The sequence below is a fragment of the Bradyrhizobium sp. ISRA442 genome (assembly GCF_038085055.1).
Taxonomy (GTDB): Bacteria; Pseudomonadota; Alphaproteobacteria; order Rhizobiales; family Xanthobacteraceae; genus Bradyrhizobium.
In genome coordinates, this window is sequence record NZ_JALGCN010000022.1 from 12,527 (window position 1) to 37,920 (window position 25,394).

Sequence of the window (25,394 nt, forward strand, 5' to 3'; positions counted from 1 at the left end):
AAAATCGGATGATTCAAAGCTGGAACCCGCCGCAGCGGATGGGCATTATGGCACCGTCCAGTAAAGCGCATCTTACCCTGACCCTATTCCGTGTTCTCACGAGAATTAAGCAAGCTGTAACCTTCGGTTGAGCCGCGGCCGCATCGGTTCGGAATGCGCGCCCGGAACCCGCTACCATGGAGGTCAAGGCTGCCGGCTCGAATGGATTTTGCGGGAATGAGCAAAACCGGTCTGCAAGAGGTGACCGTGCCTTCGATCGATCGAAGCACATTTCTTTCGACCGTGCCGGCCACATCGAAGGATCACACCGCAGCATTGGTGATCGTCGGTGTTTCCGCGATCCTGTTCGCGCTGGCCGTACCCTTTGCCGGTATGCCGCTTGAACGCGTGCCGGCCTTCATCGCGAGCTATCAATCCGCTCTCGCCGTCTGTGACGTCATCACTGCAGTCCTCTTGTTCTCGCAATTCGCCGCGTTGCGGACCCGTGCATTGCTGTGGCTTTCGAGCGGCTATCTGTTCACAGCGGCAGCCGCTGTAGTCCACGCGCTGAGTTTTCCCGGCCTTTTCGCGCCGAGTGGACTATTTGGCTCCGGCCCGCAGACAACCGCTTGGCTCTATATGATCTGGCACGGCGGCTTTCCGCTGTTCGTGCTGGCCTATGTCTGGTGGAAAGGGGTGAACGGAGGGGTCGAAATCTCGGGCCCGACGCGAAACGCGATCATCGGCAGCGTGCTCGGAGTCGGCGCCGCGGTGGCGGCCGTCACCTGGATCGTCACCGCACGCCACGATCTGCTTCCGGCACTGTTGAAGGAAGGCGGCGGCTTCACGACGGCGCAGGTAGGCGTGATCTCGTTCGTGTGGTCTTTGAGCTTTGCCGCCCTGATTGGCCTCTGGTTCAGGCGGCCGCATGCGGTGATCGACGTCTGGCTTATGGCGGTGATGTGCGCCTGGCTGTTCGATATCGCGCTGTCGGGGATCTTCAACAGTGCCCGTTTCGATCTCGGCTTCTACGCCGGTCGTCTTTACGGCCTCTGCGCTGCAATCTTCGTGCTCGCGGCGCTGCTGATCGAGAATGTCCGTCTCCAGGCGCATACGGTCGACCTCGTCGGCAGGCTGCGCGAGCAGTCGGCCTCGGATCGCGACTTCTATGGCAAGCGCCTCGCGCTGTACGGCGCCGTCGTCGAGTCCTCCAACGACGCCATCATCACGACCTCCCTCGACGGCATCATCACCGGCTGGAACAGGGCCGCCGAGCGCCTGTTCGGCCATTACGCCACCGAGGCTATCGGCAAGCCGATCGATCTCATCGTGCCCAAAGACCGCAAGCCGGAAGTCCGTAACATTCTCAACCGCATCAGCAGCAACGAATCGATTGCTCAGCACGAGACGGTGCGGCTGCGAAAGGACGGCCGTCAGCTCGATGTCGTGCTCAACATTTCGCCGCTGAGGGCGGCGGGCGGGGAGATCATCGGCATCTCCAAGATCGCGCATGATATCACCGAGGAGATGCAGTCCAGGGAGAAGCTGCGCCGGGAGGTCGAGGAACGCCAGCGCATCTTCGAGACGTCGCAGGACCTGATCCTGGTCACCGACGGCTACGGCAATTTCGTCCAGGTCAGCCCGAGCGTGACCACCATCCTCGGCCTCAAACCGGAGGACATGATCGGGCACAGCGCGACCGAGTTCATCCATCCCGACGATCTCGAAAGTACGCGCAACGAGATGCGCGCGGCGCGACGTGGCCAGATCAAGCGCAGCTTCGAGGCGCGCTACTACCACTACGATGGTCACGAGGTCACGCTGAACTGGATGGGCACCTGGTCGGAGCCCGTGAAGCGCCATTTCTTCATCGGGCGCGACCTGACCGAGAAACAGGCTGCCGAGGCCCAGTTCAGGCAGATCCAGAAGATGGATGCCATCGGCCAGTTGACCGGCGGCGTCGCCCACGACTTCAACAACGTGTTGACCGTCATCACCGGCACGATCGGCATCCTGGCGGATGCCGTCGCCGATCGTCCCGAGCTTGCCGCCATCACCAAGCTGATCGACGATGCCGCCGAGCGCGGCGCGCAGCTCACCAAGCATCTGCTCGCCTTCGCCCGCAAGCAGCCGCTTCAGCCGCGCGAAATCGACGTCAACAGGCTGATGCTCGAAGCCGCCAAGCTGCTGCATCCGACCCTTGGCGAGCAGATCACCATCACCCCGCAACTCACCGAAGATGCCTGGCCGGCGCTGATCGATCCGAACCAGCTCACCACCGCGATCCTCAATCTCGCCTTGAATGCGCGCGACGCCATGCCCGACGGCGGCACGCTCGTACTGGAGACCCGTAACGTCTTTCTCGACGACGGCTATGCCAGCATGAACGCCGACGTCGCACCCGGCAACTACGTGATGATCGCGGTCAGCGATACCGGCAGCGGAATTGCGCCCGACTTGATCGATCGGGTATTCGATCCCTTCTTCACCACCAAGGAGGTCGGCAAGGGAACGGGCCTCGGGCTCAGCATGGTGTTCGGCTTCGTCAAACAATCCGGCGGCCACATCAAGATCTACAGCGAGGAAGGCCACGGCACGAGCGTGAAGATCTACCTGCCGCGTTCGACCGGCGTGCAGGAGACCGAGTACGAGGCGCTGCAGAATGTGCCGATCACCGGCGGCGACGAGAAGATCCTGATCGTCGAGGACGACGCCCTGGTGCGGCAGTATGTCGTGACCCAGATCAAGAGCCTCGGTTATGCCGCGCTCGAAGCCGCCAACGCGGCCGAGGCGCTCGCCGTCATCGATGCCGATACCGGCATCGACCTGCTCTTCACCGACGTCATCATGCCGGGCGCGATGAACGGCCGTCAGCTTGCCGACGAGGCGGCACGCCGGCGTCCGGACCTGAAGACGCTGTTCACCTCGGGCTACACCGAGAACGCCATCGTCCATCACGGCCGCCTCGATTCCGGCGTGCTGCTCCTGGCAAAGCCCTACCGCAAGTCCGAGCTCGCCAGGATGATCAGGACGGCGCTCGCCAGTTGAGCGAGCCCGGCGCCTGCGCTATCGCTTCAGGCAGGTCGCCTGCCCCAGGAGTGCCGTCCTTGAAAAACCTTCTCACCGATATTGCCGGCGTTCGCGTCGGTCACGCCGACGACGCCAAGCTCGCCTCCGGCACGACCGCGATCATCTTCGATTCCCCGGCGGTGGCGGCGATCGACGTCCGCGGCGGAGGACCCGGCACGCGCGAGGTCTCGCTGCTCGATGTCGCCAACACGGTCGAGCGCGTCGACGCGATCGCACTGTCGGGCGGCTCCGCCTTCGGGCTCGATGCCGGCGGCGGCGTACAGGCCTGGCTCGCCGAACAGGGCCGCGGGTTCAGGATCCGAGAAGCCGTGATCCCCATCGTGCCTGGCGCGATCGTGTTCGATCTGCTCAATGGCGGCGACAAGTCCTGGGGCCGCTTTTCGCCCTATCGCGATCTCGGCTACGCCGCGGCCGCCTCTGCCGGCCCCGACTTCGCTCTCGGCAGCGTCGGCGCCGGCCTCGGCGCCACCACGGCGACCTTCAAGGGCGGGCTCGGCTCGGCATCGGCCATGACGGCGAACGGCGTCAAGGTCGCCGCGATCATGGTGGTCAACGCGGTCGGCAGCGTCACCGTTGGTGACGGGCCGTGGTTCTGGGCCTCGCCGTTCGAGGAGAACGGCGAGTTCGGCGGGCGCGGCTTGCCGACCGGGTTCACACCGGACATGCTGGCGATGCGTATCAAGGGCGGCCCGGCCGCAAACGCGCGCGAGAACACCACGATCGGCCTCGTCGTCACCGACGCTGTTCTAACCAAGGCGCAGGCCAAGCGGCTCGCGATGATCGCGCAGACCGGATTTGCCCGCGCCATCTATCCCGTCCACGCCCCGCTCGACGGCGACGTGCTGTTTGCGGCGGCCACCTGCGAGAAACCGATCGAGCCGCTGGTCGAGCTCACCGAGCTCGGCATGGTCGCCGCCAACGTCGTCGCGCGCGCGATCGCACGCGGCGTCCACAGTGCCACCGCGCTGCCGTTCGCGGACGCGCTGCCGGCGTGGAGGGATAAGTTCGGCGCGTAGTAGGGACGCCCTCTCCCCACACGTCACGCGTCATCGCCCGGCGAAGACCGGGCGATCCAGTATGCGAGAGACGGTCGTGTGAAATCGACAGGCTGCGGCGTACTGGATGCCCCGCCTGCGCGGGGCATGACACCGTCATCGGCGGAAGAAGCGCCCCAGGCTCACACGCTCATCGACATCGATGAAGACGCGGTCGCGGACGAAGCCTGCCCCTGGCGCTGCATCATCTGCTCGAACCAGTTATAGGCTGCGTTGCCGGCGCCCGACGCGCCCGGAACCGTCGTCGACATCTTGAAACCGTCGGCGTAGGTGACCGTGGTGGTGGTCGAGCCGTCGGCGTTGGTCGTTGTGGTCGAGGTCGAACCGCCCGACTGCGAGCTGCCGGACGCATCGCCCGAGCTGCTCGCGCCCTGGGCGTGATGGTGGCCGTGATGGCCGCTCTTCAGCGCCTTCGACATCTCGTCGAGGCTGACGTTGCCATCGGAATTTGCATCGAGCTTCGAGAACACGTCATCGGCCTGCGCCAAATTGGTACCACCCGCGCCCAGTGCGTTCTCGAACTCCGACTTGGTGATACTGCCGTCGCCGTCGGCATCGATCTGCGAGAACAGATCCTTCAGCGCATCCTGCCGGCTCATCGACGAGGTCGAGCTGACGGACGTGCTCGTGCCGTTCGACGACTGGCCTTGCGCAGCAAGCAGCGCGCTCATCGTCTCCGGCGCGATCTGCGGGCAATTGCCCGAGTTGACCGACGAGGTCGTCGTGCTGGTCGTGCCGTTGCCGCTGTCGATCGCGAACGGGTTGGTCGCGCCTTGCGAAAAGCCCGTCTTCTGCGCCGACGAGGATTTCGAGCTCGTCAGCGACTGGATGGCATCGAGCGCAGTCGAGACGGCACCGAGGGCGAACAACATTGCACTACTCCAACCGATGCGGCATGCCGCGGCCAATGTTCTTACGCTTGTGTCAGCAAGCGCCGTGCCAGCACGAAAAGCTCAATGAAATCCGGCTTGGCCGCGCCTTCGGAGCCCCGGGAACATCGGCAATTCATGCCGCAGAGGGCAGAAATTTCCGCCCACAGGAACGACGCCTGCCCTGCATTGCCCGGCGCAAATGCCCATGTTAGGCGAGGCCTCACCTCTTTCGGCCGCCACGGGAAACAACGCCCATGACCCAAGCCCTCAGCCCCCGCCCCCTGGCGATCGCGCCCTCCATCCTGGCCTCGGATTTCTCCAGGCTCGGCGAAGAGGTCCGCGCGGTGGACGCGGCCGGTGCGGATTGGATCCATCTCGACGTGATGGACGGGCATTTCGTGCCCAACATTTCCTACGGCCCCGACGTCATCAAGGCGATGCGCCCGCATACGAAGAAGATCTTCGACGCGCATCTGATGGTCTCGCCCTGCGACCCCTATCTCGAAGCGTTCGCGAAAGCCGGCTGCGACCACATCACCGTGCATGCCGAGGCAGGTCCGCATCTGCACCGCTCGCTGCAGGCGATCCGCGCGCTCGGCAAGAAGGCCGGCGTCTCGCTCAACCCGGGCACACCGATCAGCGCGCTCGAATACGTCCTCGACCTGATCGACCTCGTGCTGGTGATGTCGGTCAATCCCGGCTTCGGCGGCCAGGCCTTCATCCCCTCCGCGATCGGCAAGATCCGCGATATCCGCGCGATGACCGCGGGCCGCCCGATCGACATCGAGGTTGATGGCGGTGTCGGCCCCGACGTCGCCGGCGCGCTGGCCGCCGCCGGCGCCAATGCGTTCGTCGCCGGCACCTCGGTGTTCAGGGGCGGCACGCAGGAAGCCTACAAGACCAACATCGCCGCGATCCGTAACGCCGCGCTCGGAGCGCGCGGCGAAGCGATCTGAGCCGCATCAAGCTCGACATGCGCGATGCAAGAGCCGCGGCTCCAGCCGCGATGCAGCGCGCAATCCTTAAAATTGCAACCTAAGTCCGTACTCCTCCGGACTTCCCTGATTCGCACAAATCACTTCAAGTGGGTCTTGCCTGTTTGGCGGGAGCACATCATGACGACAACCCTGGTATGGACTGGCGTGGCGTTGTGGCTTGGTTTTAGTGCATTTGTCGTTTTTGGCCCATCGGCCGGGCCGGTGAAGGCCGCACGCAGCATCCGGCATCGAACTTTTTTGGACTGACTGATGCAACCGCACTGCCCGAACTGCCTGAAGGAAATGACCAAGGCGACCGCTTCGCGCAGCCTTTTCAATTGCGAGCCCTGCCGCGAGATCATCCAGTACTTCGGCGGCAGCGCAGATCATAGCGAAGCCGGTCCGCACTTCTCTTGGCCCATCCGCCGCAAGCGCGCCCCGCACGCGGGCCACCCGGCCTGACCCAGCCTGTGGGCGAAGCGCTATCCCGTCGCCTCGCCCGTATCCGCCTCTGCCGCATCCGCAGCCATCCGCGGCGGCCGCACCACGGTGACGGTACAGGTCGCTTCCGCAGCTACCTTGGCCGAGACGCTGCCGAGCAGCGTGCGCCTGAACGAGCCCTGCCGCGCGCCGATGATGACATGATCGACCTGGTTGACCTCGGCGAACTCCAAAAGCGCCGCGGCGGGATCGACGGCCTCCAGCACGTGAACCGATAGCCGGCTCTCATCCAGCTTGAGCGGAGTGGCCCAGTGTCTGAGCGCCACCAGGCGGTCGATATGCTTGTTGGAGCCCTGCTCGTCCAGTGTCCGGTCGATGGCGATGCGGTTGAGTTTCAGCACATTGACGCAGGCAAGCCGCGCCGACGGGAGCGTCGCGAGAATGCGTTCGGTCGTGACACGCAGCGCTTCGTTCAGCTCGGGCGCGCCTTCCGCGGTGTCGAGCGCGACCGCGAGGATCGGGCTCGATGCAATCTGCGCCGCGACATCGGCTTTCGCGCGCGGCAGCGTGACGCCCTGGTTGAAGCGGCGCCGCCAGGCGACGCCGAGGGGATCGCGCTTCAACCGCTCCGAGCGCGCGGTGAGCTTGACCTGGTCCGGATGGGCAAGGTCGAAGGCAAGCTGGGCCGCGGTCGGATAGCGCCAGACCGGTTCGATCTCCAGACAGCGCAGCACCACCTCCTGGAGCCAGGGCGGATAGTCGGGGCGCAGCTTGCGCGGCGGATGCGGATCGCGCCACAGCCGGCGCCGCATCGCGCGCAACGTCTCGCCCTCGCCGAACGGCCGCTCGCCGGTGGTAAAGAAATAGAGCAGCACGCCGAGCGAAAACAGATCGCTGCGCGGATCGTCGCGCACGCCCAAGAGCCGTTCCGGCGCCATGTAGGGAGCGGTGCCGTAAGGCAGGCGGAACTCCTCCTGCAACAGGTCCGGCAGATGGTTGTGGTGCGACAGGCCGTAGTCGATCAACACCGCCTCGCCACTGTCGCGGAACATGATGCTGCTCGGCTTGACGTCGTGATGGATCACGTTCTGCCGGTGCAGGTCGGCGAGCGCGGTCGCGATTTTCGCGACGAGCAGCCGCGCCTCGTCGTAGGCCAGCGGCAGGTCGGGCAGCCGCTTGTAAAGCGTGGTCCCCGGAATGCGCTCGATGACGACATAGGGCTGGTGGGCGAAATCGCCGGTGCCGAAACACGTAGGCACGTGGCGTCCCGCAAGCCTCGGCAGGATCATCATCTCCATCTCGAAGGAGACGATCGCCGCGGGGTGCTCGCCCTCGGACACCCGCGGGATCTTCATCAGCAACGGCACGTCGATGCCAGGATGAGTGACGGTCCACAGCGTCGCCATGCCGCCGGCATGGACGCCCTCGCCGATGGTGTAGCCGTCGATCTCCGCGCCGGGCTTGACCAGAGGTTTCGGCATCGCCGTCAGCGTCCTTCCGACAGGCGGTCGGCCAGCCAGGGCGGCAGGCCGTTCTCGCGGATCCGGTTCGCCGCGCTCGCGATGTCATAGGGCGCGCGGCAATAGGTGATCTCGCACGAGACCGTGTCGAACAGCACGAAGGCCGCCGACGGATCGCCGTCGCGCGGTTGGCCGACGGCGCCGAGCACGGCGAGCCATTGCCGCCCGCGCAGCAGCGGCACGGAGACGTCGGTCTTGGGCACGAGGCTCGTCATCTTCGCCGTCACCGACATCGAATAGAGCGCGGGCCGGTGGATATGGCCGCAGAAGGTGACGTGCGCGGGCGTCGATATCAGGCTCTTGGCGGCGTCCGCCGTCGAGCGGATATAGTTCCAGCGCTTGGGACTCGAGGCTTCCGAGTGTACGAACAGACGGTCGCCGTCCTCGACGAGCATCGGCAGCTCGGCGAGGAACCGGCGCTGCACGGTGTCGAGCCGCCCCCGCGTCCATTCGATCGCGATCTGCGCCGCGGCATTCATGGTCTCGGCCGACGAATTCACTGCCTGGTCGTGATTGCCGCGCACCGCGATTGCGCCATGGGCGACCAGCTCCATCGCGGTATCCACCACCCATTCGGGATCGGCGCCATAGCCGACGAGATCGCCGAGCAGCACGATCCGCTCGGCGCCGCGCACCCGCGCGGCCTTCAGGCAGGCATCGAAAGCCTGCCGGTTGCCGTGGATATCCGAGAAGACAGCTAGGAGCACACACCCTCCACCCTCGAAAGGCTATCTGGAAGCCGATAAAGCCAATTTGAGGGACATCAACAAGATGCGCCAGCGCGGGGCGGTTTTCCAGCGCACTGCTATCGCAATGGTGAAGAGCCTATTGCTCGTCCTTCGGCGGCATCCGGGGCGGCGGCAGCGGTGTGAACACCGCGCCTTGTGCGCCGGCAGGCGGAGCATTGAATTCGCCGGTCGAAGAATCGCCCCCGCTGGTCTCGAGGATGGTCTTGGGCGTCACATATTCCCGGACCATGTCGATCAAGCTGCCCTCGCCACCGCCGAAATCGGCGGCGCGGCCGCCTTGCGGATGCCCTGCCGCGATCTCGTTCTGCGCCGTGTGGGTCTTGTCGGCCAGCCTATCGTTGTAGGGCACGCGGAAGGCCCGTGGGATGCCGCTCGGGCGATTGTCCTCGTCGAGCTCCTCGACCCAGAAATAGATCGAGCCGGGGTCGCCCTCCAGCGAATGCGGCTCGACGATGCGCGCCTGGAGCAGCTTGAAGGAGGTCGGCATCCGCTCGGCGCTGGCCCAGCCGAGCAGCCCGCGCATGCCGCCGAAGCTGACGACATAGAACACGCTGGTCACGACCACCGCGACCGCCTTCAGCGACCAGTGCAGGCGCGCATAGACCAGCACGACCAGCAGCAGCGCGCCGATCACGGCGTAGGCGACCGACAGCGTCAGGATGACCAGTTGCAGATCACTCACGGCGTATCCTCACACCGGTCTTCGGATCGACGTCGCCGCCGTTGCGCCAACTGCTGCGGAACGTCTCCAGCAGCGATTTCGGCCGCTGGTCGACGTTGACCACCTTGCCCTCGGCATCGAGCCGGAACCGCACCGCCGTCTTCTCGTCGCCGGTGTGATCGAGCGTGAATTTGTTGTCGAAGATGACCTGCGCGGTCGGATTGAGCTTTTGCACCTTCACGTTCGCCTGGACCGGCTCGCCGGTCGTCGCCACGAAGTGGGAGACGTTGACGGTGTATTCGCCGGCGACGATGCCGCGCACCGTGACGATCTCCTCGCGGATCGGCGACGCGATCTTCTTGCCGTTGACCATGATGAAATCGTTGGCGCCGCCACGGTCATCGCGGTCGAGCGTGAGGAAGCCGGCCTCGCGGTGCCGGTACCAGGCGATGTTGCCGGCGGGATCCTGCACGAACAGGTCGAGATCGTCGGGGTGATTGTCCGGCCAGTCCAGCGTGATCATGAACTCGGCTTTGGAGTCGATCTTGCCGTCTTTGGAATCCGGGGAGACCGCGAGCAGGGCGAGGAAGAACAGGAAGGCGATCACCTGGAGCGCCTTGAACAGCATCACGCCCAGCGGATCGAACGGCTCCTCGCGCGGATAGAGACCGAAATCATCCAGCATGACGGCGTTCCAGAGCCGGCGTGACATAGGTCTCGGTCAGCACCACGGCATCCGAGAACACCCGCTGGGTCGCCGCATCGAGCATGTAGTATTGGATGCGGACCAGGATCGAGCCGACGAGGCCCGCAAGCGTCGTGTACATCGCAACCGCCATGCCATCGCTCATCAGCCCCATCGAAGACCGCATCGCGACCTTGTCGGCGGCGTCCAGGCCAGCGATCGGCGCCAGCATGATGATGAAGCCGATGATGGTGCCGAGCAGGCCGAGCTTCATCAGCGTGTCGGAGACAAAGGCGCCGAAACCATTGGAGCCGCGCAGGCGGTCGGCCAGGGTCCGCAGCAGCAGGGTCTGGTCGACCGGCCGGTAGTCCTGCGCGGTGGCCTTCGTCACCAGGCTTTCGATGTGATCCCGCACCAGCCCGCGTGGCAGCGAGGCCCCGCCGGCCTCGAGCGCCTTGCTGCCACTGGCCGCCGCCAGCACCGTGCGGCAGCGCCGCGCCGCCGCCCCCTCACGCGCGATCGCCCGCGTCCGCAGAAAGCAGTGACCGCAGGTGGCGACGTAGAGCACCGCGATGACGCTCGAAATGTAGGTCCGGTCCGAGGTCAGCATCAGGTGGATCAGCCCGAACCGCCACAACAGGACGACGGCGAAGACGGAAAGGCCGGTGAAGATCATCCAGAACAGGAGCGCGCTCCGCTCCGACGGGTCGGCCGGTTGCCGTGCGGTCGGTCCAATCGTGATCGAGCTCATGCTGCATTGCTCCCGGCCTGCAACGATCTTTCGTCGCGGATTAGATCAAAATTACCGCCCCCGGTCCAAAGAGCCATGCCCAAACTGGCTTGGGAAATTTGCCCGAGCCTCATCCCTGCCCTTCCCTGCAATTGGCAAGGCGCGGCGGCGTTGTTACTGTGAGCTTAGCAAACGTCGGGGGTGATCGCATGCGTCTCGTGCTCCAGCTCGTCGCCCGCCTGCTTCTCATCGTCGCGCTCTGCCTCGGGGCAGCGACGGTGTGGGCGACGTTCGATGCCTATCGAAGCGTCGACCGCGCCACCGCGACATCCGCGCAGCGCGTCGCGAAAGCGTTGGAGGCACTGTACTGGCGCGAGCTGTTGTTGCGCAGCAGCAGAATGCGCGAGCACCTCCTGCCGGTTCCCGACTGGCGCACGCTGGAGACGATGAAGCTGATCTCGCCTGGCGTCTGCGTCGAGTTCCAGCCGGCGGCCGCATTCGAAAAGCCGCTCTGTGGCCAGAACCAGGGTATCGGCAAGGCGCCGCCCCGATGGTTTGCAGCGATCGTGCCCACGTTCCTCGGCAGCCATGCCGAGGTGGTGCGGCCCGTCAGCCCCCGCGCAGCCGCGGCCGGCACGGTAGTTGCGACCCCGGATGAAGCGGCCGCGATCTCGCTCGCCTGGGAGTACATCCTCAACGTGATTGACGTCGCGCTGTTGATGTCGGCGGCGATCGCGCTGCTCGCCTCGCTGGCGATCGCGCACACGCTGGCGCCAGCGCACGCGATCGTCACCGCGCTGCAGCGCATGGCGCGCGGCCAGTATCGCACGCCATTGCCACGTTTCCGCTCGATGGAGCTCGCAATGATCGGCAAGGCCGTGGGCGAGCTCGGCGGCCGGCTGGAAGAGGCGACCGAGCAGCGCGCAGCCCTGACAAGGCGCCTGATCGAGATCCGCGACGACGAACGTCGCGCGCTCGCCCGCGAGCTGCACGACGAATTCGGGCAGAACCTGTCGGCCATCCTGGCCTTCGCCAACACGATCGAGACGGCGAGCGCAAAGGAGAGCAAGGACAACGGCACTGCGCAGGATGCGCGCATGATCTCGCAGGCCACCCACCGCATCATGGCCTCGCTGCGCGATACGCTGAAGCGTCTGGGCAATCCCCTGCCCGAGGAGCTCGGGCTGGAGGCGAGCCTTGTCAATCTCGTCGATCGCTGGCGCTCGCAGAGCGCGACACAGCCGACGATCCAGCTCGATCTCAAGGGCAACCTCGCCGACATCAGCGGCCCGGCCGCAACCACCGCCTATCGCGTCGCCCAGGAATGCCTGACCAACGCGCTGCGCCACAGCGCGGCGCGCGAGATCTCGTTGCGGATCGAGCGCCGTTCGGGCGCAGACGATGCGCTCGTGATCCGGGTGGAGGATGACGGCGGCGGCGATGCCGAACAGGTGGCGCGCTCCGCAGGCTTTGGCCTCACCGGCATTCGCGAGCGTGTTGCGGCGGCCGGCGGCTCGCTGTCGATCCTCCCCGCAACGCGTGGCCTCAGCGTGGCCGCCACGATCCCGCTCGCGGCGTGAGGCCGGCATGACCGAGGTTGCGACAACAGGCATCTCCGTGCTGCTGGTCGACGACCATCCGATCGTGCGACAGGGCTATCGGCGCGTGCTGGAGAGTCAGGGCGATCTCCGTGTCGTGGCGGAAGCCGACAACGCCGCGGACGCTTATGCCGCCTTCAAGGCGCATGATCCCGACGTCGTCGTGATGGACATCTCGATGCCCGGCGCGAGCGGCCTGGAGGCGATCCGCAACATCCGCGCCCGCAGCCCGCGGGCGCGCATTCTGGTCTTCACCATGCACAACGAGGCGGTGCTGGTGAAAGCCGCCTTCAGCGCCGGCGCCAGCGGCTTCGTCACCAAGAGCAGCGAGCCGTCCGCAGTGGTCAGCGCGATCCGGGGCGTTGCCCGCGGCGAGCGCGCCATGAGCGACGACATCGCGCATGTGCTGGCTGAGGACAGCCTCGCGCCGACCGGCTCGGTGCTGGATCAATTGGGTGAACGGGAAATCGAGATTTTGCGTCAGTTCGCCGGCGGCGCTACGACCGAGCAGATCGCCTCACAGCTCAATCTCAGTGTGAAGACGGTCCAGAACTATCACTATCTGATCAAGGCCAAGACCGGCGCGCGCACGGACGCGCAACTCGTGCGGCTGGCCGCGACGTGCGGGCTGACGAAGATCTAGCAGCAAGGCTGCCGGATTCTCTGAGTGGACATCATAACTTTTCAAGTCTCTCTTCCCATCCGATTGCTGTACGAAATGGAACAGAGACCGTTCAGCTCCGGTTAGCACTGGAGTCGAAGGAGTAATGTCATGAGTAAGGCTAATCACAAGGCCGTCCCACGTCCCCCGATCATTACAGTAGGTGAGCTCATCGACGAACTTTGCCGCTTGCCGGATACGGCCATCGTCCACTTCCGCTGCCCCATGCTCGATCAGGAGTTAACATTCTCGCGCCTTCGAAAGCGTTCAAAGGACACAGTCGAAATCGCAGTCAATGTATACCCGGAAAGCCCGTCGGTTGTGCCATCGACCGGCGCCGCACTTCACGCACGGAAGCAGGCGGCCCCCTCGCCGTCGCATGGCGATGGAAACCTTCTTCACAAGCAGAGAGGGTGAAGTAGGCGTTACGAACTTTGGAATGGGAGCGTCGGTCTAAGCGGTCTGCAAACCGCGCAGAAGCAGCGCCAGCGTCGCATCGACGCGTGCCGGCAGATCGGCATCCTTCCACTCGTCGGCATGCGCCGGATGGTGGAAGCGGCTGGTGGCATCGAAGATCGCGCGTGCGGTGGCCTTGGTGTCGGTGACACGGAAGACGCCTTGCTTCACGCCGTCAACGAGGATCGCCGACATCTGGTCGATCAGCCCGTCCTTGTGGCACTTCACCGCGGCGCAGGCTTCGCGCGCCAGCGTCAGATAGGTCTGGAACATCTCGGGATCGTCGCAGACGCGCTCGCGCTTGGCGGCGAACAGCGTGCGCATCCAGCGGTCGAGCCGCTCCGGCGCGGGACCAGTGCTGTCCTCGGCGATCTGGCGCAGCGGTCCGTCGATGCGCTCGAGCCAGCGTTTTGCAACGGCTTCGCGCAGCGAGGCCTTGCTCGGGAAATGCCGGTAGACGCTGCCGTGGCTCACATCGAGAGCACGGGCAACGTCAACCACCGTGGCCTTGGCAAGTCCGTAGCGCCTGAGCACATCCTCAGTGACTTCGAGGATCCGCTCCGGCGTCAAGACAACGGCTTCATTCATGCCAGCACCATGTTCCCGATAAGGGCTCACTCATCCGGCGATGGAGCTGCTTCCGAAGCGCCCCTGCCGGTCGTTTCGGAAAGCTCTCGCCTTAATGAGGCAGTTTTGCAGCCTGCGCCGCGATCTGGCGCGCCACCAGCAAATTGAGCCAATGCCCAATCGTCCCGGTGAAATTGAGGATTTCGGTCGTCATTTTCTTGTTCTCCACTCGTCCGCGGCTCCTGCCCCTTCAATTACGTCCCTCGATCCGCAGATGTTTCGGATGTCGGGCGCCCCCGGGAGGTAGCCACGGGACGCCCAATCGGAGCGTCCGGAAACGGATATACACGTCTCGCTGACAGATTTCAATATCTGTTAGTCAATGATCCGTGATTGACAGTTAATTTCTGGACCCGGCTCGTTACGTCCGGACTGGCCGCGTTTCGCGCATGGCCGCCGGTCATCCCCTGCTACCTCGTCCCAGCCGTTTGTTTCGCCCTCCCCGCTCTGCTAAATCGCGGCGTAAAAAGCATTTTGGCCGGAGCAGCGCCCCTTGTTCTCCTTGGGACGCCCCGCCCCACCTTCCTGGAGCCGTCAGATGATCCCCCGTTATACCCGCCCGGAAATGGCCTCGATCTGGGAGCCGCAGACGCGGTTCAAGATCTGGTTCGAGATCGAGGCGCATGCGGCGGACGCACTGGCCGAGCTCGGCACGATCCCCAAAGAGGCCGCCAAGACGGTCTGGGACAAGGCGAAGAACGCCACCTTCGACGTCGCCCGCATCGACGAGATCGAGCGTGAGACCAAGCACGACGTCATCGCCTTCCTCACCCACCTCGCCGAGATCGTCGGCCCCGAGGCACGCTTCGTGCATCAGGGCATGACCTCCTCCGACGTGCTCGACACCTGCCTCAATGTCCAGCTCACCCGCGCCGCTGACCTCCTGCTCGCCGACCTCGACAAGGTGCTGGCGGCGCTGAAGAAGCGCGCCTTCGAGCACAAGATGACGCCGACCATCGGCCGCAGTCACGGCATCCATGCCGAGCCGGTCACCTTCGGCCTCAAGCTCGCTTATGCCTATGCCGAATTCTCGCGCGCCAAGGAGCGCCTGATCGCGGCGCGGAAGGAGGTCGCGACCTGCGCCATCTCCGGCGCCGTCGGCACCTTCGCGCAGATCGATCCGCGCGTCGAAGAGCATGTCGCAAAGGCCATGGGCCTGACGCCGGAGCCGATCTCGACGCAGGTGATCCCGCGCGACCGCCATGCGATGTATTTTTCAACCCTCGGCGTGATCGCCTCTTCCGTCGAGCGCCTCGCGGTGGAAATCCGCCATCTCCAGCGCACCGAGGTGCTGGAGGCCGAAGAGTTCTTCTCCGAAGGACAGAAGGGCTCCTCCGCGATGCCGCACAAGCGCAACCCGGTGCTGTCGGAGAATCTCACCGGCCTCTCGCGCATGGTGCGGGCCTATGTGACGCCGGCCCTGGAGAACGTCGTGCTCTGGCACGAGCGCGACATCTCGCACTCATCCGCCGAGCGCATGATCGGCCCCGATGCGACCGTCACGCTCGACTTCGCGCTGGTGCGCCTTGCCGGCCTGATCGACAAGCTCCTGGTCTACCCCGCCAACATGCAGAAGAACCTCGACCGCCTCGGCGGCCTCGTGCATTCGCAGCGCGTGCTCTTGGCCTTGACCCAAAAGGGCGCGAGCCGAGAGGACGCCTACAAGCTCGTGCAGCGCAACGCCATGCCGGTGTGGCGCGGCGAAGGCGACTTCCTCCAGCTCCTGAAGAAGGACGCGGAGGTGAAGAAGTATCTCACCGACGCCGAAATCGAAGAGCAGTTCGACCTCGGCTATCACCTCAAGCACGTCGACACGATCTTCAAGCGCGTGTTCGGCGAGAGCTGAGCGCGTCCGTAGCCCGGGTGAGCGCGGCGATACCCGGGGAGCCACGCACAAAGATCCCGGATGTCGCTTCGCTCATCCGGGCTACAACAACACAGAGACGGAGCCCTCATGCCCATCGTGAACCGCATCGCCGCCCTCTCCGACGAAATGGCCGCCTGGCGCCATGACTTCCACGAGAACCCTGAATTGCTCTACGAAGTCCACCGCACCGCCGGTATCGTCGCGGACAAGTTGCGCGAGTTCGGCTGCGACGAGGTGGTGACGGGCATCGGCCGCACCGGCGTCGTCGGCGTGATCCGCGGCCGCAAGTCCGCCTCCGGCAAGACCATTGGCCTGCGCGCCGACATGGATGCGCTGCCGATCATGGAGACCTCGGGCGTTCCCTACGCCTCCAAGATCCCCGGCAAGATGCACGCCTGCGGCCATGACGGCCACACCGCGATGCTCCTGGGCGCTGCCAAATATCTCGCCGAGACGCGCAATTTCGACGGCACCGCGGTTGTCATCTTCCAGCCCGCCGAGGAAGGCGGCGGCGGCGGCAAGGCGATGGTCGAGGACGGGCTGATGACGCGCTGGAACATCCAGGAGGTCTACGGCATGCACAACATGCCGGGCCTCGCCGAAGGCCATTTCGCGACCACGCCCGGGCCGATGCTCGCCTCCTCCGACAACATCCGGATCACCGTCAACGGCAAGGGCGGCCATGCCGGCGCGGGCCCGCACAAGGCGATCGACAGCGTGCTGATCGGCTCGCAGATCGTCAACGCGTTGCAGTCGATCGTCGCGCGCAACGTCGATCCCTTGAAATCGGCGGTCATCTCGATCACGCAATTCCACGCCGGCACAGCCTTCAACATCATCCCCGAAGTCGCCGAGCTCAGCGGCACCGTGCGCACGCTCGATCCTGAAGTGCGCGATCTCGTCGAACGCCGCATCGGCGAGGTCGCCGACAGCGTCGCCCGCGCCTATGGCGGCTCGGCCGAGACGAAATATACGCGCATGTATCCGGTGACGATGAACCATCCGCGCGAGGCCGGCATCGCCGCCGAGGTCGCCCGCGACATCGTCGGCGCCGAGCGCGTCAACGACAAGTTCATCCCTATGATGGGCGCGGAAGACTTCTCCTTCATGCTGGAGGCGCGCCCCGGCGCGATGATCCTGGTCGGCATGGGCGACGGCAACGAGTGCCACCACCCGGCCTACGTCTTCAACGACAACATCCTCGGCCACGGCGCCTCCTACTGGGTGCGCCTGATCGAGACGAGGATGCCGGCGGGCTAGTAGGTTCGTAGGGGACGACTACGTCCGCCGCAGCTCAACGAGCGAAGGCGGAAGGCGTAACCCACCTCGTTGCTTTCCGCGGATCGAGAAGTGGTGGGTTACGCTTCGCTAACCCACCTACGCGCTCCGTTAGAACATCTCTTTTACATCGGGGGGCCGCGGTTCGAATCTGTGACCGCCCACCAGCTCGCCTGGCCTAGCTGGTCGCTGTCAATTGCAGATTTCCACGTTGCTGCCGATGCCGGGCGCACCTCCGGCGAGCCCATTTCGAAATTCCACCCGGCAACCTTTCGCTACCGGCCGGCAGCCGGCGTTGTTGCATACGACTTGCCCGCTCGACTGCGGTTTGGATGGAGCAGACTCGACCTTCTTGCGTTCCGCGTCCCGCGAGGTCGCGTCGTCACGTTTGGCGACCGGCTTCTTCTCCTGGACCTTCTCGCATTCATTGTCGTCATTGACGCGATAGCCGGCGCGGCAGGTGATCTTGACGCATTGATCACCATCGGCCCTGAAACCGAAATTGCACACGAGCGGGCAGACCCGGCCCGGCTTCGCTTTCAGAGCATCGAGCGCGTCGACGCTGGCGAGCTTCACGTCGAACTGGGTGCCGGCGTATTTGTTGAACATCGTCAGCGAGCGCTGCGATGCGGCGCTCCAGTCGCCGTCGGCGGCAGCGGACAGGCAGCCCACGCGGCGCAGTTCGCTCTGCACGGATTTTGTCAGATCAGCCGCCGACAACGTCGACGCCGGCGCAGGCGAGAGAGCGGCCACTTTCTGGTTCTCGCCCTCAGGCATCTGCCGATCCGTCGACTGCTTTGCGCTCTGCTCCGCTGACGCCTTCTCGGCGGCCTGCTTGGCGGCGAGCTCGGCTTTGGCCTTCTCCGCCGCCTGCTTCTCCGCGAGCGCTTTCGCGGCGGTAGCCTCGGCCGCCTTGCGTTGCCGCTCGGCCGCTTCGGCTCTGGCCTGCTCGATCTGCTTCTGCTTTTCCGCCGCGATCCGCGCCTCTTCGGCGGCCTTGGCCGCCGCAGCCGCCTTCTCCTGCTCGGCCTTCTGGGCGCGTTCGTTGGCGAGCCTCGTCTTTTCCTGCTCGGCCGCCCTCGCCTTTTGTTCGGCTACCGCGCGCACCTCTTCGGCGGCAATCTTGTTCAACTGGCCCCTGGCCAGATTGGCGTAGAACCCCTCCGGATATTGCGTCAGAAACGCTTCCCAGGCGTCGCGCGTGGCGAGCTGGAGCGCGAGCTCATAATCCCTGCGAATGGCCTCCTGCGGATTGGCTTGCGGACCGGTCGGTGCCGGCCTCGCCGCAACCAGGGGCACGTCGTCGCCGCCGAGCGAGCCGTAGACATAGGGCTCCTGCTTGTAGCCCGTGCTCTTGAGCACATCGTCGCGCACAAAGCCGAAGGCCTTGCGCAGGTCCAGGCCCGGCTTCGGCAGGTACTCGACAAGCGCCGTGGCGAACGGACTGTTCTTGGAATCGCCATCCGACGCCGTCGATCCCGCCTTGGCCGCAAAGGCAATCATGGTATTGGGGCTGGTTGGCTCAACCTTGGCCAGCCCGCGCCCGATCGCGCGCGACGCCAGCGTGCGCTTCATCGTCTTCGCGAACGGATTATCGCGGCAGGCATCCAGAATGATCAGGCGCAACTGCTTGGCAGGCTCGACCGCGAACAGCGCGCGCTCGACCGGGACGGTCTCGTCGAGAACGTCGCCATCCGTCTCCAGCGCGGCATCGGTCGGAATGAGATAGTTGTTGCCATCGAGCTCGATGCCGTGGCCGGCGTAATAGATCACCGCCATATCGGCATCGCGGGTCCTGCCGGCGAACTCGCGCAACACGCGCCGCATCTCGCTGGCGTTGAGGTCCAGCTTGATGTCCACGGAATCGAAGCCCGCCTTCCTGAACATGCCGCCGACCAGGGTGGCATCGTTGACGGGATTGCCGAGCTTGGGCGCGCTCTTGTAGGCGGAATTGCCGATGACGAGCGCGACACGCTTTTCGGCCTGCGCGGGCGCGCAAGTGAACAAAGTTGCAAAAATCAATGCACAGAATAATCGAATGATATTCGCGTAAATCACCCGCGGATGCTGGTCCACTGCTTAGTTCGCCGTCGGCTAGTTGCACACCTCGTAATTCCCGCCAGTCGTGACATTCGAGCTGACCCTTCCGGGGATCACCCCGCTCACGAGCCGGCACCCTTTTTGCACCGGGCGACAGCCGGTCGAACTGCAGATAATCTGCCCGCTCGCCTCAGGTTTGGACGGCGAGGATTCGGTTGCTTTCCGTTCCGCGTCGCGTCTCGAAGGATTCTCGCGCGTCGCGACCGGCTTCTTGTCCTGGACCTTCTCGCATTCATTGTCGTCGCTGACGCGATAGCCGGCGCGGCAGGTGATCTTGACGCATTGATCGCCGTCGGCCCTGAAGCCGTGATTGCACACCAGCGGGCAGACCCGGCCCGGCTTCGCTTTCAGCGCATCGAGCGCGTCGACGCTGGCGAGCTTCGCGTCGAGCTGGGTGCCGGCATATTTGTTGAAGAGCGTCAGCGAGCGCTGCGATACGGCGCTCCAGTCGCCGTCGGCGGCGGCGGAAAGGCAGCCCACGCGGCGCAGTTCGCTCTGCACGGATTTTGTCAGATCAGCCGCCGACAACGTCGACGTCGGCGCAGGCGAGAGAGCCGCCACTTTCTGATTCTCGCTCTCAGCCATCTGCCGATCGGCTGTCGGCTTTGCGCTCTGCTCGGGTGACGCCCTCTCCGCGGCCTGCTTTGCGGCAAGCTCGGCCTTGGCCTTCTCCGCCGCCTGCTTCTCCGCAAGCGCTTTCGCCGCGGCAGCTTCGGCCGCCTTGCGTTGCTGCTCGGCCGCTTCGGCTCTGGCCTGCTCGACCTGCTTGGCCTTCTCGGCGGCGATGCGCGCCTCCTCAGCAGCCTTCGCCGCAGCGGTGGCCTTTTCCAGCTCCGCCTTCTGGGCCCGCTCGCTGGCGAGCCTCGTCTTCTCCTGTTCGGCAAGGCGCGCCTTCTCGGTCGCCGCAGCCCGCTCCTCTTCGGCCGCAATCTTCTTCAACTGAACACGCGCCAGATTGGCGTAGAATCCGTCGGGATAGGCTTGCAGAAATGCTTCCCAGGCCTCGCGGAGGCCGGCCTGCAACGCCAGCTCGTAGTCGCGGCGGACGCTGTCCTGCGGATTGGCCTGCGGGCCGGCGGCGACCGGCTTTGCCGGGACCAGCGCCACGTCATCGCCGCCCAGCGAGCCATAGACGAACGGCTCCTGCTTGTAGCCGGTCGCCTTCAGGACGTCATCGCGCACGAAGCCGAACGCCTTGCGCAGATCGAGGCCGGGCTTCAGCAGATGATCGCCAAGCGCCGTTGCAAAGGGACTGTTTTTGGAATCGCCGTCGGAGGCGGTCGAGCCGGCCTTCGCCGCAAAGGCGATCATCGTGTTCGGGCTGGTCGGTTCGATCTTGGCGAGACCGCGGCCGATCGCCCGCGAGGCCACCGTCCGCTTCATGGTCTTGGCGAAGGGGTTGTCGCGGCAGGCATCCAGGATGACCAGGCGAAGCTGTTTCGCCGGCTCGATGGCGACCAGCACGCGATCAAGCGGGAACGCTTCGTCGTAAACGTCGGTATCGGTCTCGAGGGCGGCGTCGGTCGGAATCAGGTAGTTGTTGCCATCGACCTCCATGCCATGTCCGGCGTAGTAGACGACCGCGACGTCGGCATCTCGCGTACGGGTGCCGAACTCGCGCAGCGCCTTGCGCATCTCGGCTCCGCTCAAGTCCTGCTTGACCTCGACGGAGTCGAACCCGGCCCTCTTGAACATGCCGCCGATCAGGCCCGCGTCGCTCACCGGATTGGCGAGCTGCGGCACGCTTCTATAGGCCGAATTGCCGATGACGAGCGCGACCCGCTTCTCGGCGTGAGCCGGTCCGTAAGTCAGCCAGGTCGCAAAAATCAATAATCCAAAAAGCCGAAACGGAATCACTGCAGTCCCCCCGGATGCAATTCCACAACACTACTGGCAGCATGGCCGAATGCCAAATCGTCCTATGTGATATTCGTCACACAAGGCGCCCTCGCCTGAATTTGGCGAGAGCTGAGGCCAGGCCTGATCCGGGGGGCTGCACTAAGCGTGCACTACCTCGTGCCGCATCACGAACGGTGCAAGCAGCGCGTGTACCTCGCCAACGACCAGCTCGCGCTCTTCCTCCGGGAGCCCGGCGAGCGTCACCGTGGCGATCGAGCCGTGGCTGCCATGGGCGCCGACCTGCACCTTGCAGTCGATGCCGCGCTCGGCGATCGGCGCCAGCACCTTGGTGAACACGCGCTGCGCAGCGTCCCAGCGAAGCTGCGGCTTGAACACCTTGCCGACGCCGGTCACCGGCATCGGGTCGATCGGGATGACCTGCACGGGCACGGCGGCGCGCTCCGGCGTGCGCTCGCGCACCCACGCCTCCAGCTCGCCCGGCTCGACCTTGGCGCCCGGCTTGAGCTGCACGTAGCCGACGGGAAGCTCGCCGGCATAGGCGTCGGGCTGCCCGACGACCGCGGCGAAGCCGACGGCGGGATGGCGGAACATGATCTCCTCGATCGGTGCGGGATCGATGTTGTGGCCGCCGCGGATCACGAGATCCTTGGCGCGGCCGGTGATCCAGAGATAGCCGTCGGGATCCAGCCGGCCGAGATCGCCGGAATTGACCCAGACCTCGTCGACGAAGGCGCCCTTGTTGTGTTCGTCGTTGAGATAGCCGCCGAACACGCCCGGCCCCGCCATGATCACGACGCCGATCTCGTCGGGCGCGCAGTCGCGGATCAGGCGGCCATCGGCATCGAGCTGCACGATGCGCACGCGTGCGTAAGGCATCGGCAGTCCGACCGAGCCGAGCCGGATCGGCCGCGACGGATAGGCCAGGGTGTGCACGCTCGACGTCTCCGTCATCCCGTAGACCTCGACCACCGGCAGCTTGAGCTTGTCCTGGATCGCCGAGCCGACGGCGACGGGTATCGCCGAGCCGCCGCCGGCGGCGTATTTCAGGCTGGAGATGTCGGCGTTGCCCGGCGGCACAGCGAGCGCGGCGGCGAGCACCGTCGGCACGCTCGACAGCGCCTCCACCCTGAAGCGCTCGACCAGTCCCCAGATGTTCTTCACCGAATTCGGATTGCGCCATCCGCTCGGCGACAGCACGACGAGTGATCCGCCGCTCGACAGCGTCAGCAGCACCTGCGTCAACGAGCCACCGACATGAAATAGCGGCATGCCGAACAGCATGTTGCCGCCGGGCTTCGACTTCAGCATCAGACCGAGCGCCCACGCCTGATAGACCTGGTTGGCATGGGTGTGGCGGACCAGCTTCGGCGTGCCGGTGGTGCCGCCGGTGTGGAAATAGGCGGCGATGTCGTCGCGATGAATCTTACGACCGCTGACGAGCCGGTCGGACGGCTGCTGCTTGATCAGGTCGCTGAATGCGTAGATTCCCTTGTCGGGATCGCCGCCGCCGGCCACCTGCACGATCGCCTTGAGATGTTTGAGCTGCGGGCGGATCTGCTCGACCTTCTGCCAGATGTCGGTGCCCGGCATCGGCCCCAGCACCACCAGAATCCTGGTGTTCGCGGCCTCGAGAATCTCGGCGATCTGGTGCGGCTCCAGCAGCGGATTGACGGGGTTGGCGATGCCCGCGGCCTCCGCGCCGAACAACGTCACGAAGGCGTCGGGCACCAGCGGCAGCATGAAGCTGATGACGTCGTCCTTGTCCGCGCCGAGCGCGTGAAACATGTTGGCGGCCTGCGTCACGCGGGCGATGAAGTCGCGGTAGCTGACGACGAGCGGCGTGTCGGCCGGATCGGCATTTTGCAGGAACTGGATCGCTGCCCCATCGGGGTTGCGTGCGGCTCCAAGCTGGATCGCGTCATAGGTGCTCTCGGCCGCAACGCGATCCGCATACGGGACCTGCTCGAAGGCCCGGACCTCTTCGTCCGTCAAAAGGTCCGGATAGTCGTTGCCGATAAGCCGATCGAGCGCATGGATGCCCGCCATGGTATTCCGTCCTCCCTCATGTTCATTCCCCGCCCCTTGTCGTTGACATTTTGGTTCAGGCGAGGTCCCGACCGATTGTGGGTCGAGCGCGGACAGAATGATGGATGAACTGGCGTTCGTCCATTGCCTCGGCACTGCGGCGACAATATCTGCTGACGCTGGATCGGAGAATCTGGTGCGGCTCACAACCCTCCCGCTGCCGAATCACGATCTGTTCGGATCACAGGCGCAACGAACGGGCAATTGCCGAAACTCCCGTTCGGGTTAAAATTTGCCCCTTGCGGCAGGACCGCCGGAAACTCCATTCAAGCGGTCGTCATTCGATTTCGGCTATACGTCTTAAGACCATCGATCAGGACTGAAGGCCTTACGCGGGGACATATCATGGCGTCCAGCAGCGCAGACATTTCGACGATCCTCGACCGCATTCTCGACGCGGCAACGGACAACCTCAGGATCGCGAAGATTTTGGTCCAGATGGGCCTCGATCCCAACGACGTCACCTACGACGCGATCTTCAATCGGCTGCTGGAGATCTTTCTGCACAACATCACGCTGGCCAATCTGCTCGCGGCCATCGGCGCCGGCTTCTTCGTCGCCACCTTGCTGATGCGGACGATGGTGCCGTTGCGCGTCGTCAACATGATCGGCTGCGTGTTCTTCGCCGCCTTCGGCGCGCTCTCGGCGAACGTCTCGACGTTCCTCCTGTATCTGCTGCTGCTTCCGATCAACGCCGTACGCCTGCGGCAGATGCTCAAGCTCGTCAAGAAGGCGCGCCATGCAGCGGAAGGCGACATGTCGATCGAATGGCTCAAGCCGTTCATGACCGAGCGCAAATATCGCAGCGGCGATGTCCTGTTCAAGCTGCGCGATCCCGCGAACGAGATGTACCTGACGGTCACCGGAAAATTCCTGGTCAAGGAGATCAACGTCGAGATCCTGCCCGGAACCCTGATGGGAGAGCTCGGCTTCCTGACGCCGGACAACCGCCGAACCGGCACGGTCGAGTGCATCGAAGACGGACAGGTGCTGACCATCACCTATGATCGGCTGCTCGAGATCTACTTCCAGGATCCGCAATTCGGCTACTACTTCCTGGTCCTCACCAGCCAGCGCCTGCTGCAGAACATCCAGCGCCTGCAGGACCAGCTCGCGGCAGAGCGGGCGGCGACCACGAACAGGATCGCGTGATCGGCGCCGTATAGTTCGACGACGGGACTAATAGTGTCGTCATTGCGAGCGCAGCGAAGCAATCCAGAATCTTTCGACGGAGATTGTCTGGATTGCTTCGCTGCGCTCGCAATGACGCGATTGAGGTGCGCGCGTCGCATAGTCTCACTGTCATCGCCCGCCTTGTGCGCAATTGCGCACTGAGGCGGGCGATCCAGTATTCCAGAGGCGGCGCGAGTATACGGATCAGCCGCGGCGTACTGGATGCCCCGGCCAAGCCGGGGCATGACAGCGGCGTATGGGGCTACAGCACTCGCAACGCCCTCGCGAAAACGCCCCTACCCCGCCTCGGCCTCGCCCGTCACCATCCGCGCCACAACACGGTCGCGGCGGATGAACTGGTGCCAGAGGGCGGCGACCAGGTGAAACGCGATCAGCGCAAGCAGCACATAGGCAAAGAAGATGTGGCGGTCCTCATAGGCGCCTGCTGCCGCGCGGTCGGGAGAGGTGAATTGCGGCACGTGAAACAGGCCGAAGAAGTCCGAGTAGTCGGGCGAACGCGCACCGGAATGCGCCCAGCCCAGCATCGCGACCAGCATGACGACGAGATAGAGCGCGCCATGGCTGACGTGGGCGACGATCTTCTGCCAGCGCGAGGTCTCGGCCGGCAGCGCCGGCGTGGGGTTGATGGCGCGCCAGACCAGGCGGATGAATGTGAGCAGCAGGATCACATAGCCGATGTCGGCGTGGATCCAACGGTAAAAGAACCGGTCGGGGCGCGCCGGGATGTGGTTCATCCACCAGCCGAAGCCGATCATGCCGATGATCGCCAGCGCCAAGATCCAGTGCAGCCATCGGGCGACGCTGCCCCAGCCGGCATTCGTATTTCTGATCATGTCAGCTTCCCCGGAATTTGCGGGTATGTCGTCGCCGCCCGCACCGCAGCACGGCTTCCTGATAGCGGGATAGGAC

Annotated in this window: 20 protein-coding genes; 8 read left to right on the top strand and 12 right to left on the bottom strand. The window is 64.9% G+C overall.

What is annotated here, in order from left to right; all coding sequences use genetic code 11:
• The first annotated feature begins 216 nt into the window (after positions 1–216).
• Positions 217–3,027: a PAS domain S-box protein gene (locus MTR72_RS32010; protein ID WP_341511773.1), complete on the top strand. Its 2,811-nt coding sequence runs from the start codon at positions 217–219 to the stop codon at positions 3,025–3,027.
• A gap of 59 nt (positions 3,028–3,086) precedes the next feature.
• Positions 3,087–4,085, top strand: a complete 999-nt coding sequence (locus tag MTR72_RS32015) for a P1 family peptidase (protein WP_341511774.1) — start codon at positions 3,087–3,089, stop codon at positions 4,083–4,085.
• A 161-nt stretch (positions 4,086–4,246) separates the two neighbouring features.
• Here MTR72_RS32015 and MTR72_RS32020 read toward each other — a convergent pair whose 3' ends face one another.
• Positions 4,247–4,996 (bottom strand): EF-hand domain-containing protein, encoded by a 750-nt coding sequence (locus tag MTR72_RS32020; protein WP_341511775.1) that lies wholly within the window; start codon positions 4,994–4,996, stop codon positions 4,247–4,249.
• A 254-nt stretch (positions 4,997–5,250) separates the two neighbouring features.
• Here MTR72_RS32020 and rpe point away from each other — a divergent pair, with 254 nt between their 5' ends.
• Entirely contained in the window at positions 5,251–5,952 is a 702-nt protein-coding gene (rpe, locus tag MTR72_RS32025; RefSeq protein WP_341511776.1) for a ribulose-phosphate 3-epimerase, read from the top strand.
• Between the two features lie 119 nt (positions 5,953–6,071).
• Here rpe and MTR72_RS32030 read toward each other — a convergent pair whose 3' ends face one another.
• The 6 genes from MTR72_RS32030 to MTR72_RS32055 form a co-directional block, all read right to left on the bottom strand.
• Positions 6,072–6,335: a hypothetical protein gene (locus MTR72_RS32030; protein WP_341511777.1), complete on the bottom strand. Its 264-nt coding sequence runs from the start codon at positions 6,333–6,335 to the stop codon at positions 6,072–6,074.
• 120 nt (positions 6,336–6,455) lie between these two features.
• The gene (locus MTR72_RS32035; RefSeq protein ID WP_341511778.1) at positions 6,456–7,895 is read right to left on the bottom strand and encodes a serine/threonine protein kinase; all 1,440 of its coding nucleotides are present in this window, start codon (positions 7,893–7,895) and stop codon (positions 6,456–6,458) included.
• Positions 7,896–7,900: 5 nt separating this feature from the next.
• Positions 7,901–8,641: a metallophosphoesterase family protein gene (locus MTR72_RS32040; RefSeq protein ID WP_341511779.1), complete on the bottom strand. Its 741-nt coding sequence runs from the start codon at positions 8,639–8,641 to the stop codon at positions 7,901–7,903.
• A 118-nt stretch (positions 8,642–8,759) separates the two neighbouring features.
• Positions 8,760–9,365, bottom strand: a complete 606-nt coding sequence (locus MTR72_RS32045) for a hypothetical protein (protein ID WP_280970018.1) — start codon at positions 9,363–9,365, stop codon at positions 8,760–8,762.
• Positions 9,358–10,029, bottom strand: coding sequence for a hypothetical protein (locus MTR72_RS32050; protein WP_280970017.1), 672 nt, complete (start codon positions 10,027–10,029; stop codon positions 9,358–9,360). The genes MTR72_RS32045 and MTR72_RS32050 overlap by 8 nt, the downstream gene beginning before the upstream one ends.
• A complete protein-coding gene (locus MTR72_RS32055) occupies positions 10,019–10,780 on the bottom strand; it encodes a MotA/TolQ/ExbB proton channel family protein (protein WP_341511780.1) in 762 nt (253 codons plus the stop codon). Before MTR72_RS32055 ends, MTR72_RS32050 begins: the two co-directional genes overlap by 11 nt.
• A 188-nt stretch (positions 10,781–10,968) precedes the next feature.
• On the opposite strand from MTR72_RS32055, the gene MTR72_RS32060 reads away from it, so the two are divergent.
• Positions 10,969–12,339, top strand: coding sequence for a sensor histidine kinase (locus MTR72_RS32060; protein ID WP_341511781.1), 1,371 nt, complete (start codon positions 10,969–10,971; stop codon positions 12,337–12,339).
• 7 nt (positions 12,340–12,346) lie between these two features.
• Positions 12,347–13,000 (top strand): response regulator, encoded by a 654-nt coding sequence (locus MTR72_RS32065; RefSeq protein ID WP_280970014.1) that lies wholly within the window; start codon positions 12,347–12,349, stop codon positions 12,998–13,000.
• Positions 13,001–13,471: 471 nt separating this feature from the next.
• Here the strand turns inward: MTR72_RS32065 and MTR72_RS32070 are convergent, their stop codons facing one another.
• A complete protein-coding gene (locus tag MTR72_RS32070; RefSeq protein WP_341511782.1) occupies positions 13,472–14,062 on the bottom strand; it encodes a TetR family transcriptional regulator in 591 nt (196 codons plus the stop codon).
• Positions 14,063–14,639: 577 nt separating this feature from the next.
• Between MTR72_RS32070 and purB the strand changes: the two genes are divergently transcribed.
• Positions 14,640–15,947, top strand: coding sequence for an adenylosuccinate lyase (purB, locus tag MTR72_RS32075; protein WP_280970012.1), 1,308 nt, complete (start codon positions 14,640–14,642; stop codon positions 15,945–15,947).
• Positions 15,948–16,055: 108 nt separating this feature from the next.
• Entirely contained in the window at positions 16,056–17,228 is a 1,173-nt protein-coding gene (locus MTR72_RS32080) for a M20 aminoacylase family protein (protein WP_280970011.1), read from the top strand.
• Between the two features lie 210 nt (positions 17,229–17,438).
• Here the strand turns inward: MTR72_RS32080 and MTR72_RS32085 are convergent, their stop codons facing one another.
• The 3 genes from MTR72_RS32085 to MTR72_RS32095 form a co-directional block, all read right to left on the bottom strand.
• Entirely contained in the window at positions 17,439–19,268 is a 1,830-nt protein-coding gene (locus tag MTR72_RS32085) for a caspase family protein (RefSeq protein ID WP_341511783.1), read from the bottom strand.
• A 72-nt stretch (positions 19,269–19,340) separates the two neighbouring features.
• Positions 19,341–21,203 carry a caspase family protein gene (locus MTR72_RS32090; RefSeq protein ID WP_341511784.1) on the bottom strand — a complete coding sequence of 621 codons (1,863 nt, stop codon included), beginning with the start codon at positions 21,201–21,203 and terminating at the stop codon, positions 19,341–19,343.
• Positions 21,204–21,344: 141 nt separating this feature from the next.
• The gene (locus MTR72_RS32095; RefSeq protein WP_341511785.1) at positions 21,345–23,252 is read right to left on the bottom strand and encodes an acyl-CoA synthetase; all 1,908 of its coding nucleotides are present in this window, start codon (positions 23,250–23,252) and stop codon (positions 21,345–21,347) included.
• 384 nt (positions 23,253–23,636) lie between these two features.
• On the opposite strand from MTR72_RS32095, the gene MTR72_RS32100 reads away from it, so the two are divergent.
• Positions 23,637–24,443, top strand: a complete 807-nt coding sequence (locus MTR72_RS32100; protein WP_280970007.1) for a Crp/Fnr family transcriptional regulator — start codon at positions 23,637–23,639, stop codon at positions 24,441–24,443.
• Between the two features lie 317 nt (positions 24,444–24,760).
• Here MTR72_RS32100 and MTR72_RS32105 read toward each other — a convergent pair whose 3' ends face one another.
• Entirely contained in the window at positions 24,761–25,318 is a 558-nt protein-coding gene (locus MTR72_RS32105; protein ID WP_341511786.1) for a cytochrome b, read from the bottom strand.
• Between the last annotated feature and the right edge of the window lie 76 nt (positions 25,319–25,394).